Raw genomic sequence first — 13520 nt, forward strand, 5'->3', positions numbered from 1 at the left:
GGCGTCGCGGTTCGCGCGCCTGTGATACTGCCCCGATGAGGCTGGTGCAGATCGCGCAGCGCGTCGAGGATCTCGAGCGGGCGAGCCGGTTCTACGCGTTGCTGCTGCAGGCGGAGCCGCTGGCCACGTACGACCCGCCCGGGCTGGTCTTCTTCGACCTCGACGGGGTGCGGCTGATGCTGGAGCGCAACGCCCCGGCGGCCATGCTGTACCTCGCCGTCGCCGACATCGACGCCGCCGTGGAGCGGCTACGCTCGGCCGGGGTCGCGATCCGCTCCGAGCCGCACGTCATCTTCCGGCACGAGGACGCCACGCTCGGGCCGGCCGGCACGCAGGAGTGGCAGGCCGCCCTCGAGGACAGCGAGGGCAACCTCGTCCTCCTGGTGGAGCATCGACCGGGGTAGGCGCCCGCGGTACAGTCGCGGCATGCTGCGCATCGGCGTGCTCGGCGCCGCCAGGATCGCGCCGTCCGCGCTCATCAGGCCCGCCCGCGCCGTGCCGTCGGTGCGCGTCGCCGCGGTCGCCGCCCGCGATCGCGCCCGGGCCGCGGCGTTCGCGGCGAAGCACGGCATCGGCGTCGTGCACCCGGGCTACGCGGAGCTGATCGCCGACCCGGACCTCGACGCGGTGTACGTGCCGCTACCCAACACCAGGTCTGGGTCGGTCATCGCGAAGCACACCGAGCCAGACTTGGTGCCCGGCCTGCACGCGCGCTGGACCCTGGCCGCGCTGGAGGCCGGCAAGCATGTGCTGTGCGAGAAGCCGTTCACCGCCAACGCGGCCGAGGCGCGCGAGGTGGCCGAGGCCGCGCGGCGGACCGGCCTGGTCGTCATGGAGGCATTCCATTATCGGTACCACCCGTTGCTGGCCCGCGCGCTGGAGCTCCTGCCCACGCTCGGCGAGCCGCGGCGGGTCGAGACCGCGCTGTGCTTCCCGCTGCCGAGGTTCGGCGACATCCGGTACAACTTCGCGCTGGCCGGCGGCGCGATGATGGACGCCGGCTGCTACGCCGCGCACGCCCTGCGCACCCTCGGCGGCGCCGAGCCCGAGGTCGTCGAGGCCGGTGCGCTGCTGCGCTCGCCGCAGGTCGACCGGGCGATGACGGCCGAGTACCGCTTCCCGAACGGCGCCACCGGACGCACCGTCGCCAGCATGTGGTCCCGCCGGCTGCTGAGCATCTCCGCGACGTACACCGGCAGCGAGGGATCGCTGAAGATCTTCAACTACCTGATGCCGAGCGCCTTCCATCGCCTGACGCTCACCCGGGCCGGCCGCACCACGCACGAGCGCGTCCCCGGCGAGGCCACGTACACCCACCAGCTGCGCGCGTTCGCCGCCGCGGTCCTCGACGGTGGCCCCAACCTGACCCCGCCCGAGGACTCGGTGCGCACGATGGAGCTCATCGACGCCGTGTACCGCGCCGCGGGCCTGTCGCCGCGCGGCGAATCCTAGCCGTACTGTGCGGCCACCTCCAGCGCCGCCTCGCGCATCGCCGCGCGGACCCCGGCCGGCTCGATGACCTCGATGCGGGTGCCGAGGCCCAACAGGCTGCCCACCGCGTGCGCCACGCCGTTGAACGACAGCTCCAGCCGCGTGCCCGTGCCGGGCGCCCGCAGGTGGCGGGCCAGCACCCGGCGGGCCATCGCGGCGGCGTCGGGCCGCGCCTCCACCACGACGTGCAGGTCGCGCGGGCGGGACTCGACGCCCTCGCGGAGCGCCGACCACGCCGCGGCCAGGTCGAAGCCCGCCGGCCGGGCCGCCGGCTCGGGCCGGATGACGCACGCGTCCACGCGCGCCACGCGCAGCAGGGCCGGCTCGGCGGTCACCAGATACCACACGCCCGCCTTCGCGACCAGGCCCGCCGGGTCGACGACCAGGTCGCGACGCTCGCCCTCGCTGTCGCGGTAGCGCAGCGCCAGCCGCCGGCCCCGCAGCAGGCCCTCGTGGATCGCGGGCAGGTGCGGCACCGGCTCGCCCGAGCGCATCCACGGGTCGACGTCCACGAGCACGTGGCTGCGCCCCTGCGCCAGTCCGCCGCGCAGCGCCCGGCCGCCGGCCCCGGTGAGCTTCTCCAGGGCGGTGTCGAGCGCGTCGCCCAGGCCCAGGTCGCCGGCCAGGCGCGACTGGCCGACCGCGAGGCCGGCGCCCTCGGCGCGGCTCAGGTGCGCCAGGCCCGCCCGGTAGGTGTCCAGCAGCCGGATCCCGCCGCCCCGGCCGCGCTCGGTGTAGACCGGGATGCCGGCCGCGCCGAGGGCCTCGACGTCGCGCAGCACGGTGCGCACCGAGACACCGAGGCGCTCGGCCAGCTCCGGCGCCGCCGCGGACGGGCGGGCCTGCAGGAGCAGGACGAGGGACAGCAGCCGGTCGCCGCGCACCTTGCAAACGGTACCGCCGAAAACATGACAACAGGTGTCGTGTTATCCGGGCGATGCTCTCCCGTATGCAGACACGCGTCGCGGGCCCTTACGACATGGCCCGGCAGAACGAGTACTTCGGCGGCTGGGTCCGCCCCGCCGGAGACCCGCGCTCGATCCTGATGGCGTTCCCGGTCGAGGGCTGGGCGCGTTCCGCGGCGGTCCTGCTGCGGCAGACCGGCGACGACACCGTCGAGGGAGAGGTCCATGGGCCGTCCGCCGGTGACCGCGACGCCGCCGAGGCGGCCTGGCGGCAGGCGCTGGCGGTGCTGTCGCTGGACGAGGACGGCTCCGGCTACCCGCTCGCCGGTGAGCGCGACCCGGTCATCGGGGCGCTGCAGCGCGAGCACGCGTACCTGCGGCCGGTGCTGTTCCACTCGCCGTACGAGGCGGCGTGCGCGTTCGTCATCGCCCACCGGATGCGCGTCGAGCAGGGCCGGGCGATCCGTGCCCGCATCGCCCGCGCCCACGGCGAGGCGTTCGAGGTCGCCGGGGCCACCGCACACGCGTTCCCGGCGCCGCAGGTGCTGCGCCGGCTGAGCGAGCTGCCCGGCGTCGGCGCGGAGAAGGTCGCCCGGCTGCACGGCATCGCCGACGCCGCCCTGGAGGGCCGCCTCGACCGGGCGCGGCTGCGCGCGATGCCCGTCGCCGAGGCGTACGCCGACGTCAAGCGCCTGCGCGGGATCGGCGACTTCTTCGCGACCGCGATCGTGCTGCGCGGCGCCGGGCGGGCCGACGCGCTGCCGGACGAGGCGATCACCCGGGCCGGGATCCGCCGGCTCTACGGGCTGGCGCACGAGCCCTCGGCCGCCGAGGTGGCCCGGATCGCGGAGTCCTGGCGGCCGTACCGCATGTGGTGCTCGGTGCTGATCCACGCCACCGAGCGGCGCGCCCGCGCGGCGGGGAGCGGACCTCGTCGTCCGCTCCCCGCCGGCGCCCGCCGCTTACCGCAGCAGTGACAGCACGTTCTGCGGCGACTGGTTGGCCTGGGCCAGCATGCTCGCGCCGGCCTGGGTCAGGATCTGCGATCGGGTGTAGGCCACCATCTCCTGCGCCATGTCGGTGTCCCTGATGCGCGACTCGGACGCGGACAGGTTCTCCACCGCGACGTTGAGGTTGTTGATGGTGTGCTCGAAGCGGTTCTGGTAGGCACGAAGCGTCGCCCGTGCCGTCGAGACCCCCTTGATCGCGGTGTCGATCGCGTCGATCGCCGTGGTACCGGACGTGGTCAGGTCGATGCTGCCCAGGCCGAGCCCGGCGGAGTCGAAGCCGGACACGCTCGCGCCGCATCTGGTCGGCCGCGGCGGTGTTGGCGCCGACCTGGAAGGTGCCGAGGTAGGAGTTGCTGCCCGACGTGTCGAGCAGCTTCTGCCCGCCGAAGCTGGTGGTCGTCGCGATCCGGTCCAGCTCGGCGTTGTTGTTGATGCGAAGACCCACGACGTCCTCCTTGGAACGGGTCCGGCGGGCGGCCCTCCTTGGCCGCCTTCGTGCCAACGCCATCGCCAGGGCGGGCCGAGGGATGAGTGGTTCGCGCGGGCCCTTCGCGAAAGGCCCGATCGGATGACAGCGCCGCGGATCCGCTCAGTCCGAACGCTCCGCGTCCTGACTTAGCGGATATTTCGTATATGCCCGGTTTGTTGCCGGCTCACCACGGCACTCCTTGGGATAGCGACGAACGTCACTGATCAACGCTGAACGAAGGATGAACGCGGGGCCGCGAGGACATCACGGCAACCGTTACGCTGTCGGGCGATGACGATGACGATCGAGGTCCAGGGCGCCGGGCGGCAGCTCAGCGTCGGGGCCGCCACCGACGTCGGCCGGCGGTATCCGGCCAACTTCGACGTGGTGCTCGCCGCCGAGCTGGAGCGCCGGCCCGGCCTGTGCGCCGTCGTCGCCGACGGCATGGGCGCCGGCGAGGGCAGCCGCACCGCCGGGCGGGTCGCCGTCGACGTCTTCACCGCGGCCGTGCAGCGCCACCGCGGACCCTTCGAGCCCACGCCCCTGTTCGCCGGGATCGCGGAGGCCCAGCGCCTGGTCCGCGCGGCCGGCCAGGAGCTGCGCGAGCTCACCGGCTGCACGCTGACCGCCCTGGTCGCCGACGCGACCGGCGCGTGGGTGACGCAGATCGGCGACTCCCGGGTGTATCGGCTGCGCGGCGGCCTGCTGGAACTGCTCACCGTCGACCACACCGCGGCCTGGCTGGGCGCCGTCCACGGGTGGTATCCGGCGGATTCCCCGCAGGCCGCCGCCGCCCGCTACCAGCTGCACCGCTTCATCGGGCACCCCGGCCTGCCCGAGCCCGACGTGCTGAGCGTGACCATGTTCCCCGGCGACGTCTACTGCCTGTGCACCGACGGCATCGCCGAGCAGGTGCCGTATCGGCTCATGGAACGCACGCTCGGCTCCGGCGCGCCTCCGGACGTGATGGCCTCGGCGCTCGTCTCGGCGTCGCTGGAGGCGGGCGGCCGCGACAACGCCACCACGGTCGTGGTCAAGGTCAACTAAGGGCAACCGACGCCGTCCCGGGCGGCGGGAGGCGGCGGGATCGTGCGGGCGCGGCCGGACAGGATCGCGAAGAGCGCCATCACCGCGGCCACGCCACACAGCACCGCGGCCGGCAGCGTCCAGGCGCCGCTCGCGTCGCGCAGCGCGCCGATCAGGACCGGGCCGGCGGCGGCGAGCAGGTAGCCGACCGACTGGGCCATCGCCGACAGCGCGGCGGTCTGCGACTCGTCGCCGGTGCGCAAGCTGAACAGCGACAGGCACACCACGATCGCCATGCCGGCGCCGATGCCGCTCAGCAGTACCGCGGCCAGGGAGAACGCCGGCGTCCACGGCAGCCACTGCAGCCCGGCGACGCCCGCCCCGATGCAGGCGGCGCAGGCCAGGCCGACCAGGCGCTGGTCGGGCAGGCGGCGGATGAGCACGGGGACCGCCAGGTTGGCGGCCACGGCGACGGCGAGGAACGCGAACAGGTGCCAGCCGGCCACGGTCGCGGGGATGCCGTGGTCGCGCTCGAGGGTCGGCAGCCACGCGACCAGCACGTAGTAGCAGAGCGACTGCAGGCCCATGAACAGCGTGACCTGCCAGGCGAGGGCGCTGCGCCAGGGCAGGGCGGAGCGCCGGGCGAGGCGGGCCGCGTCGGGCCCGGTGCGCACCTTGGGCGCCCAGACCGCGGCGGCGGCCAGGACGGGCAGCACCCAGCAGGCCAGGCCGAGGCGCCAGCCGCCGGCCAGGGCGGCGAGCGGGACCGCGGTGCCGGAGGCGACCGCGGCCATGACGCTCTGCGTGGCGGTGTAGCCGCCCGTGAGCTGGGCGACGTGGTCGGGGTAGTCGCGCTTGACGACGCCGGGCAGCAGCACGTTGAAGCACGCGATGGCGGCGCCGACGGCGACCGTGCCGGTCCACAGCTGGGCCGGCAGGGACCGCACGACGATCCCGGCGGCCAGCAGCGCCAGGGCCAGCCCGAGGCTGCGCTCCAGCCCGATGCGGCCCGCGATGCGCGGCGCGAGCAGCGAGAAGCCGGCGAAGGCAAGCAGCGGCAGGGTGGTGAGCAGGCCGGTCGCGGCGGAGGACAGGCCCAGGTCGTGGCGGATGTCGGCGACGAGGGGGCCGACCGAGGTCAGCGGCGCGCGGCCGACGGCGGCGACGAGGAGCACGCCGACCACGAGGAGCGCTACGGCGGGACCTGTGACGGCGACGCCGCGCCGCGGTGTGGCTTCGGGGTCGCGCCTGAGGTCGTGCCTGAGGTCGCCCATCACAGGGACGCCGCGATCGTGCGCAGCGCGGCGGTCAGGTCGGCGGGCGTCGGCGCGTCGTCGGCGTCGATGAGCACCTGGGTCAGCACGCCGCTGATCAGCGCCTGGTAGAGCGAGCCCACCTGGTCGGCGCGCTGCGGCTCCAACTCGGCGTCGATGCCGTGGAACACCTCGGCCCACAGCTTGCGGGCGTCGCGCATGCCGTTGGCGATCATCCGCCGGACGTCCGGCGAGTGGTCCATCTGCACGAAGGCGTCGTAGGTCGCCATGAGCACCGGGCGGTGCGTGGCGACGGCGTCGATCATGTGCGCCCAGTATCGCTCGAAGCGCTCCGCGCCCGTGAGCCCCTCCGCGTCGGCCGACATGATCGCCTCGGCGAGCTCGAGCCCCCAGTTCTCGATCGCGCGCTCCAGCGCGGCGTTGAGCAGGTTGGTCATGCCGCCGTAGTGGTAGCCGATCGAGCCCAGGTTGGTGCCCGACGCCTCGACGATGTCGCGCGCCGTCGTGCGGGCGTAGCCCTTCTCGTACAGGCAGCGGACGGCGCCCTCGAGCAGGTCTTCGCGATGTCCCATGGCTCGCGATCTTACTAAACGATCGTGTTATACAAGCGTTCTATACAAACGTGTAGGACGCGTGTATGGTTCTCGGCATGGACATCCTCATCTCCGGAGCCAGCGTCGCGGGGCCGTCGCTGGCGTTGTGGTTGCAGCGATACGGGCACTCGGTCACCGTCGTGGAGAAGGCGCCCGCACTGCGAGGGGGCGGCTACGCGGTCGACTTCCGTGGCGGGGTGCACCTCGAGACCCTGGCCCGCATGGGGCTGTGCGACCGGCTGGAGGCGCGCGCCACGCACATGGGCGACATCGCGATCGTCGACGCCGCCGGCGCCCGGCTCTCGGCCATCCCGGCGGCGATCTTCAGCGGCGACCTCGAGGTGCTGCGGGGCGACCTCGCGGAGGTGCTCTACGAGGCGACCCGGGAGCGCGTGCGGTATCAGTTCGGCGACCAGATCACGGCGATCGAGCAGGACGCGGCCGGCGTGGACGTCGCCTTCGCGCAGGCGCCGCCGCGCCGGTTCGACCTCGTGGTGGGCGCCGACGGGGTGCACTCGGGGGTGCGGCGGCTGGTGTTCGGCGACGACCCCGCGCACAAGCGGCCGCTGGGCGTCTATGCCGGCATCTTTACCATGCCGGGCACGATGGGCCTGCGGCGCGCCGGGATCATGTACAGCGAACCCAACCGCTCCGTGCAGGTCAGCTCGCCGCACGGCGGGGACCAGATCGTGTCGCTGATGTTCGCCGAGCCGGGCCTCGAGTTCGACCATCGCGACGTCGGCCAGCAACGGCGGATCATCGCCGAGCGGTTCGCCGGCGTCGGCTGGCGCACGCCCGAGCTGCTCGAGGCGATGGAGCGGGCCGCGGACTTCTGGTTCGACTCCACCACCCAGATCCGCCTCGACCGCTGGTCGAGCGGGCGGGTCGTGCTGCTCGGCGACGCCGGCTACGCGGGCGGCCCCGGCGGCAACGGCACCGGCCTGGCGATCGTCGGCGCGCACGTGCTGGCCGGCGAGCTCGACGCGGCGGGCGGCGACCACGGGGTGGCGTTGCGCCGGTATGAGGAGCGCATGCGGCCCTACGTGGCCACCTGCCAGAAGCAGGCCGGCGGCAGTCCGGAGTTCCTGGTGCCCTCGACCCGGAAGAAGATCGCCCAGCGAAACCGTTTCTTCAAGGTGGTCCGTTACGTGCCGCCCGCGCGCCGGCTGTTCCAGCACCTGGCGACGAGGACGGCGACGGCGTTCGAACTGCCGGCCTACGAACTGCCGGCGCTGGTCTGACGCCGGTCTGACGCCGGTCGGTGTGGCCTGGGTCACAAGCTAGGCACTGCTGGGAACATAGGGCACGGTTTGTAACTTAAGCCTGACACGCTCAACCTACTGATGGCAGGTGTGTCCTGATGGCAACGCTCCCGGTTCTCCCACTCAACGACGACGTCCTGCTCCCCGGCATGGTCATTCCCGTGACGCTCGACGCCTCCACGCAGGCGGCCGTCGACGCGGCACGCGCCGCCGGCGACAAGCGGGTCCTCGCGGTCCCGCGGGTCGACGGCGAATACGGTTCCTTCGGCGTCGTCGCCGTGCTCGAGAAGGTCGGCCGGCTGCCCAGCGGCGAGCCGGCGGCCGTCATCCGAGGCCTGGACCGGGCCCGCATCGGCGCCGGCGTCCCCGGCCCCGGAGCGGCCCTGTGGGTCGAGGCCACGCCGCTGAGCGAGCCCGCACCGGCCGGCAAGGCCCGGGAGCTGGCCCGCGAGTACAAGGCCCTGGTCATCGGCGTGCTGCAGGAGCGCGGCGCATGGCAGGTCATCGACACCGTCGAGAAGATCACCGACCTGTCCGAGCTGGCGGACTCCGCGGGCTATGCGCCGTGGCTGACCCTGGCCCAGAAGATCAAGCTCCTCGAGGCGCCGGACGTCACCGCCCGGCTCGAGCTGCTCGTCGAGTGGGCCCGCGCCCACGCCGCCGAGCAGCAGGTCAACGAGAAGATCAACAACGACGTGCGCGAGGGCCTGGAGAAGACCCAGCGCGAGTTCCTCCTGCGCCAGCAGCTGGCCGCGATCCGCAAGGAGCTCGGCGAGGACGAGCCCGACGGCTCCGCCGACTACCGGGCCCGGGTCGAGGCCGCCGAGCTGCCCGACAACGTCAAGGAGGCGGCGCTGCGCGAGGTCGGCCGGCTCGAGCGGGCCAGCGACCAGTCGCCGGAGGCCGGCTGGATCCGCACCTGGCTCGACACCGTGCTCGAGATGCCGTGGAGCGTGCGCACCGAGGACAACACCGACCTCGCCGCCGCCCGCGCCGTCCTCGACGCCGATCACGCGGGGCTGGCGGACGTCAAGGACCGCATCCTGGAGTATCTCGCCGTGCGCAACCGCCGCGCGGAGAAGAACCTGCAGGTCGTCGGCGGCCGCGGCTCCGGTGCCGTGCTGGCCCTGGCCGGCCCGCCCGGGGTCGGCAAGACCAGCCTCGGCGAGTCGGTCGCCCGGGCGCTCGGCCGCAAGTTCGTCCGAGTCTCCCTGGGCGGCGTCCGCGACGAGGCCGAGATCCGCGGCCACCGGCGCACCTACGTCGGCGCGCTGCCGGGCCGCATCGTGCGCGCCCTGCGCGAGGCCGGCTCGATGAACCCGGTCGTGCTGCTCGACGAGGTCGACAAGCTCGCCGTCGGCTACGCCGGCGACCCGGCCGCGGCCCTGCTCGAGGTGCTCGACCCGGCGCAGAACCACACGTTCCGCGACCACTACCTCGAGGTCGACCTCGACCTGTCCGACGTGCTGTTCCTGGCCACCGCCAACGTGGTGGAGACCATCCCCGGCCCGCTGCTGGACCGCATGGAGCTGGTCGCCCTGGACGGGTACACCGAGCAGGAGAAGGTCGCCATCTCCCGCGACCACCTGCTGCCGCGGCAGCTGGAGCGCGCCGGCCTGGAGCCCGCTGACTTCACGATCACCGACGAGGCGCTCGCGCGCATCGCCGGCGAGCACACCCGCGAGGCGGGCGTGCGGCAGCTGGAGCGGGCCCTGGCGAAGATCCTGCGCAAGGTCGCGGTCGCGCTGGCCGCCGACCCGGCGCCGGTGCACGTGGGCGTCGACGAGGTCGCGAAGTACCTGGGCCGGGCCCGGTTCACGCCCGAGTCGGCCGAGCGCACCGCCGTGCCCGGCGTGGCGACCGGCCTGGCCGTGACCGGGGCCGGCGGCGACGTGCTGTTCATCGAGGCGACCTCGATGGAGGGCGAGCCCGGCCTGACCCTCACCGGCCAGCTCGGCGACGTCATGAAGGAGTCGGCGCACATCGCCCTGTCCTACCTGCGCTCCAACGGCCGGCGGCTCGGCATCGACCCCAACCGGCTGGCGGGGCGGCGGATCCACCTGCACGTGCCCGCGGGCGCGGTGCCGAAGGACGGCCCGAGCGCCGGCATCACGATGGTCACGGCGCTCGCGTCGCTGGCCACCGGCCGCCCGGTCCGCCCGGAGTTCGGCATGACCGGCGAGGTCACCCTGGCCGGCCGGGTCCTGCCGATCGGCGGGGTGAAGCAGAAGCTGCTCGCCGCGCACCGCGCCGGCCTGACCGAGGTCATCATCCCGAAGCGCAACGAGCCCGACCTGGACGACCTGCCCGAGGAGGTGCGCGGCCAGCTGACCGTGCACGCCCTGTCCGACGTGGCCGACGTCCTGGCGCTGGCGCTGCGCCCGGCCACCGACGTCGCCGACCCCAACGGCGCCACCGACGCCGACGGCGGCAGCGACGGCGCCGACGGCCCGGCCGTCCCGGACTTCGTCCCGGCCGGCATCTGAGCACCGTCCGGCGTTCACTGGCGGGAAAACGCATGCGGGGCCCGCACCTTCGGGTGCGAGCCCCGCATGCGTGCTTTCCGGCCGTAGCAAGAGTCCTGCGCGAGGGTTACTTGAGCAGCGCCCGCGCCTTCTCCGGGTCGGTCTCGCCGATGCCGGCGGACGGGCACTCGGCGGCGAGCGGGCAGGCGCCGCACGCGGGGCGGCGGCTGTGGCAGGTGCGCCGGCCGTGCAGGATGAGCAGCAGGTTGACGGTGACCCAGTCCTTCTTGTCGAACAGCGCCTGGATCGCCGCCTCGGTCGCGTCGACGTCCTTCTCCGGGCCCCACCCCAGCCGGTGCGCGACCCGGGACACGTGCGTGTCCACGGAGACGGCCGGCGTGCCGAATGCGTTGCCGAGCACCATGTTCGCGGTCTTGCGCCCCACCCAGGGCAGCGCGACGAGCTCCTCGACGGTGGCTGGCACCTCGCCCTCGTGCCGTTCGACGAGGGTCGCCGCGAGCTTGATGACGTTGCGGGTCTTCTGCCGGTAGTACCCGACCGGCACCAGGATCTGCTCCATCTCGGCCGCGTCGGCGTCGGCGAGGTCGGCCGCGGTCGGATACCGCTCGAAGAGGACCGGGGTGACCGCGTTGACCCGCTCGTCCAACGTCTGCGCCGCGAGCATCGCCGCGACGAGCAGCTGCAGCGGCGAGGAGAAGTCGAGCTCGAGGCGGTGGTCGGGGTATCGGGCGGTCAGCAGGCGCAGGATCCGGCGCGCGCGGCGGACCTCCGTGATGCCGGGCTCGACCAGGGAAGTCTGGGGCACTGGACGAGCCTACGCCGGGAAACGACGGGAGGGCGGCCCCTGCGGACCGCCCTCCCGTGTGGATCGGCTGCGTCAGATCAGGGTCAGATCAGGCCGAGCCGCTCGACCGCCGTGCGCTCCTCCTCGAGCTCCGCGACCGACGCGTCGATCCGGGCCCGGGAGAACTCGTCGATGTCGAGGCCCTGGACGATCTCCCAGCGGCCGTCCCGCGAGGTGACCGGGAAGGAGGAGATGAGGCCGGCGGGCACGCCGTAGGAGCCGTCGGAGACGATCGCGGCCGAGGTCCAGTCGCCCTCCGCGGTGCCGTTGACCCAGTCGTACACGTGGTCGATCGCGGCGGAGGCGGCCGACGCGGCGGAGGAGGCGCCGCGGACCTCGATGATCTCGGCGCCGCGCTTGGCGACCCGCGGGATGAACTCGTCGGCCAGCCACTGCTGGTCGTTCACGGCCTCGGCGGCGTTCTTGCCGGCCACCTCGGCGTGGAAGAGGTCCGGGTACTGCGTGGCCGAGTGGTTGCCCCAGATCGTGACCCGGCGGATCTCGGAGACCGGCACGGAGAGCTTGCGGGCCAGCTGGGCGACGGCGCGGTTGTGGTCGAGGCGGGTCATGGCGGTGAACCGCTCGGCCGGTACGTCCGGCGCGTGCCGCTGGGCGATGAGCGCGTTGGTGTTGGCCGGGTTGCCCACGACGAGGACCTTGATGTCGTCGGCGGCGCCGGCGTTGATGGCCTCGCCCTGCGGCTTGAAGATGCCGCCGTTGGCCTCCAGCAGGTCGCCGCGCTCCATGCCCTTGGTGCGGGGCCGCGCGCCGACGAGCAGGGCCACGTTGGCGCCCGAGAAGGCTCCCTTGGGGTCGTCGAACACGTCGACGCCGGCCAGCAGCGGGAACGCGCCGTCCTCCAGCTCCAGGGCCGTGCCCTCGGCGGCGCGCACGGCCTGCGGGATCTCCAGCAGCCGCAGCTTGACCCGCGTGTTCGCGCCGAGCAGCTGCCCGGAAGCGATGCGGAACAGCAGCGCGTAACCGATCTGGCCGGCCGCGCCGGTCACAGTGACGTTGACGGACGAGTCGCTCATGAGAGTCTCCTGGCAGCAACGGCGGGTGTGCTCTTCGCCTCCAAACTATCCTCGCCGCCGTTGCGGCCGTTCACCGTCCGGCCGCTCCGTGTGGCTTACGGCACTCGATCAGGTAGCGCGTCGTCGTGGCGGCGAAGGACCCCTCGGCGCGGATCAGCTCGTGCATGGCGGCCAGGCGGTCGCGGTACCGCTGGATCGTGAAGCCGGGGACGATCCAGATCACCTTGCGCAGGTACACCGCGACCGCCGCGACGTCGAAGAACTCCAGCCGCAGGGTCGCCTCGCGCACGTCGGCGACCTCGAGGCCCGCCGCGGCCGCCCCGTCGACCGCCCGGCGCACGCTGCGCCCGTCGCCGACCGGCTGCGGCCCCATCATGAAGTCGGTGAGCGCGGCGGCGGTGCCGACCCCGACGTGCTGCGCGAGGTACGTCCCGCCCGGCGCCAGCACCCGGCCGATCTCCGCCCAGCCGACCACCGTCGGATGCCGGCTGCTGACCAGGTCGAACGCGGCGGTCGGGAACGGCAGCGGCCCGTCGTCGGCGACCTCGGCCACCTCGGCGCCGAACGGCGCGAGGGCCGCGCGGGCCAGCGCCGCGTTCGGCGGCCACGACTCGGTCGCCGCCACGCGCCCGGGTGCCTCGCCGGCCGCGGCGGCGGCGGCGAGGCCCTCGCGGAACACCTCGCCGCCGCCGGTCTGTACGTCCAGCGCCGCCCGCGCCGTGGTCAGCCGCTGCGCGAGCCGGCGGGCGTACCCCCATGGCGGGCGCTCCTCGGTGGCCCGCCCGTCGAACCAGGAGAAGTCCCAGCCGTCGACGGGCGCGGCCGCGCCCTCGCGAAGCAGCTCTTCGAGATCGTCCACGGTGCACCCTCCGTCGCCCGGCGTTCATCCAGGCATGCCACGAGACCGGCCGCGAGTCTGCCCAGCGCGGAAGGAGGCGCGCAACCCTATAAGCGTGGACGAGCGGGCCTCCGCAGTCTCAACCTAGTATCCTAGGATGCCTTACGGGAAGTGGCCGGGGGCGCTGCGCGAATAGGGGACTAGAACATGCCGCATCCGTTCGTAGCGTCTGCGGCATGACGAACGAAGAGCTGATCCCGTTCCGTTTCGACGTGTCGCCGGCCGAGC

General features: G+C 73.6%; 13 protein-coding genes. 6 read left to right on the plus strand and 7 right to left on the minus strand.

Annotated features, from left to right (window positions below):
- Nucleotides 1-35: 35 nt before the first annotated feature.
- Complete coding sequence (locus ACGFI8_RS18920; RefSeq protein WP_392806463.1) at nucleotides 36-404, plus strand: VOC family protein; 369 nt, start codon at nucleotides 36-38, stop codon at nucleotides 402-404.
- Between the two features lie 22 nt (nucleotides 405-426).
- Nucleotides 427-1452: a Gfo/Idh/MocA family protein gene (locus ACGFI8_RS18925; protein WP_392806465.1), complete on the plus strand. Its 1026-nt coding sequence runs from the start codon at nucleotides 427-429 to the stop codon at nucleotides 1450-1452.
- Here ACGFI8_RS18925 and ACGFI8_RS18930 read toward each other — a convergent pair.
- Entirely contained in the window at nucleotides 1449-2375 is a 927-nt protein-coding gene (locus tag ACGFI8_RS18930) for a helix-turn-helix transcriptional regulator (protein WP_392806466.1), read from the minus strand. The two genes, ACGFI8_RS18925 and ACGFI8_RS18930, sit on opposite strands and share 4 nt — an antisense overlap.
- Nucleotides 2376-2440: 65 nt before the next feature.
- Between ACGFI8_RS18930 and ACGFI8_RS18935 the strand changes: the two genes are divergently transcribed.
- On the plus strand, nucleotides 2441-3373 hold the full coding sequence (locus tag ACGFI8_RS18935) for a DNA-3-methyladenine glycosylase family protein (RefSeq protein ID WP_392806467.1): 933 nt from the start codon (nucleotides 2441-2443) through the stop codon (nucleotides 3371-3373).
- Here ACGFI8_RS18935 and ACGFI8_RS18940 read toward each other — a convergent pair.
- Nucleotides 3359-3691 (minus strand): flagellin, encoded by a 333-nt coding sequence (locus ACGFI8_RS18940; protein WP_392806469.1) that lies wholly within the window; start codon nucleotides 3689-3691, stop codon nucleotides 3359-3361. The genes ACGFI8_RS18935 and ACGFI8_RS18940 overlap by 15 nt on opposite strands.
- A 475-nt stretch (nucleotides 3692-4166) precedes the next feature.
- Between ACGFI8_RS18940 and ACGFI8_RS18945 the strand changes: the two genes are divergently transcribed.
- A complete protein-coding gene (locus ACGFI8_RS18945) occupies nucleotides 4167-4922 on the plus strand; it encodes a PP2C family protein-serine/threonine phosphatase (RefSeq protein WP_392806471.1) in 756 nt (251 codons plus the stop codon).
- On the opposite strand, the gene ACGFI8_RS18950 is transcribed toward ACGFI8_RS18945, so the two are convergent.
- Entirely contained in the window at nucleotides 4919-6175 is a 1257-nt protein-coding gene (locus tag ACGFI8_RS18950; protein WP_392806472.1) for an MFS transporter, read from the minus strand. The genes ACGFI8_RS18945 and ACGFI8_RS18950 overlap by 4 nt on opposite strands.
- Nucleotides 6175-6747 (minus strand): TetR/AcrR family transcriptional regulator, encoded by a 573-nt coding sequence (locus tag ACGFI8_RS18955; RefSeq protein ID WP_392806474.1) that lies wholly within the window; start codon nucleotides 6745-6747, stop codon nucleotides 6175-6177. The genes ACGFI8_RS18950 and ACGFI8_RS18955 overlap by 1 nt, the downstream gene beginning before the upstream one ends.
- Nucleotides 6748-6824: 77 nt before the next feature.
- On the opposite strand from ACGFI8_RS18955, the gene ACGFI8_RS18960 reads away from it, so the two are divergent.
- Both ACGFI8_RS18960 and lon read left to right on the plus strand, forming a co-directional pair.
- Entirely contained in the window at nucleotides 6825-8009 is a 1185-nt protein-coding gene (locus ACGFI8_RS18960) for an FAD-dependent monooxygenase (RefSeq protein ID WP_392806476.1), read from the plus strand.
- Between the two features lie 119 nt (nucleotides 8010-8128).
- Nucleotides 8129-10516 (plus strand): endopeptidase La, encoded by a 2388-nt coding sequence (gene lon, locus ACGFI8_RS18965; RefSeq protein ID WP_392806478.1) that lies wholly within the window; start codon nucleotides 8129-8131, stop codon nucleotides 10514-10516.
- Between the two features lie 106 nt (nucleotides 10517-10622).
- Here lon and nth read toward each other — a convergent pair whose 3' ends face one another.
- From nth to ACGFI8_RS18980, 3 genes are all read right to left on the minus strand, one after another.
- On the minus strand, nucleotides 10623-11321 hold the full coding sequence (gene nth / locus ACGFI8_RS18970) for an endonuclease III (protein WP_392806480.1): 699 nt from the start codon (nucleotides 11319-11321) through the stop codon (nucleotides 10623-10625).
- An 83-nt stretch (nucleotides 11322-11404) separates the two neighbouring features.
- Nucleotides 11405-12394, minus strand: coding sequence for a malate dehydrogenase (locus ACGFI8_RS18975; RefSeq protein WP_392806482.1), 990 nt, complete (start codon nucleotides 12392-12394; stop codon nucleotides 11405-11407).
- A gap of 70 nt (nucleotides 12395-12464) precedes the next feature.
- Nucleotides 12465-13253 carry an SAM-dependent methyltransferase gene (locus ACGFI8_RS18980; RefSeq protein WP_392806483.1) on the minus strand — a complete coding sequence of 263 codons (789 nt, stop codon included), beginning with the start codon at nucleotides 13251-13253 and terminating at the stop codon, nucleotides 12465-12467.
- Nucleotides 13254-13520: the final 267 nt, after the last annotated feature.

This window comes from Dactylosporangium sp. NPDC048998, from assembly GCF_043197855.1.
Lineage (GTDB): Bacteria > Actinomycetota > Actinomycetes > Mycobacteriales > Micromonosporaceae > Dactylosporangium.

Excerpts from the sequence above, each read along its gene's own strand:
- ACGFI8_RS18935 (WP_392806467.1), top strand. The coding sequence starts at position 2,441 with ATGCAGACACGCGTCGCGGGCCCTTACGACATGGCCCGGCAGAACGAG.
- ACGFI8_RS18945 (WP_392806471.1), top strand. The coding sequence starts at position 4,167 with ATGACGATGACGATCGAGGTCCAGGGCGCCGGGCGGCAGCTCAGCGTC.
- ACGFI8_RS18925 (WP_392806465.1), top strand. The coding sequence starts at position 427 with ATGCTGCGCATCGGCGTGCTCGGCGCCGCCAGGATCGCGCCGTCCGCG.
- ACGFI8_RS18960 (WP_392806476.1), top strand. The coding sequence starts at position 6,825 with ATGGACATCCTCATCTCCGGAGCCAGCGTCGCGGGGCCGTCGCTGGCG.
- ACGFI8_RS18920 (WP_392806463.1), top strand. The coding sequence starts at position 36 with ATGAGGCTGGTGCAGATCGCGCAGCGCGTCGAGGATCTCGAGCGGGCG.
- ACGFI8_RS18975 (WP_392806482.1), bottom strand. The coding sequence starts at position 12,394 with ATGAGCGACTCGTCCGTCAACGTCACTGTGACCGGCGCGGCCGGCCAG.
- lon (WP_392806478.1), top strand. The coding sequence starts at position 8,129 with ATGGCAACGCTCCCGGTTCTCCCACTCAACGACGACGTCCTGCTCCCC.
- ACGFI8_RS18955 (WP_392806474.1), bottom strand. The coding sequence starts at position 6,747 with ATGGGACATCGCGAAGACCTGCTCGAGGGCGCCGTCCGCTGCCTGTAC.
- ACGFI8_RS18950 (WP_392806472.1), bottom strand. The coding sequence starts at position 6,175 with ATGGGCGACCTCAGGCACGACCTCAGGCGCGACCCCGAAGCCACACCG.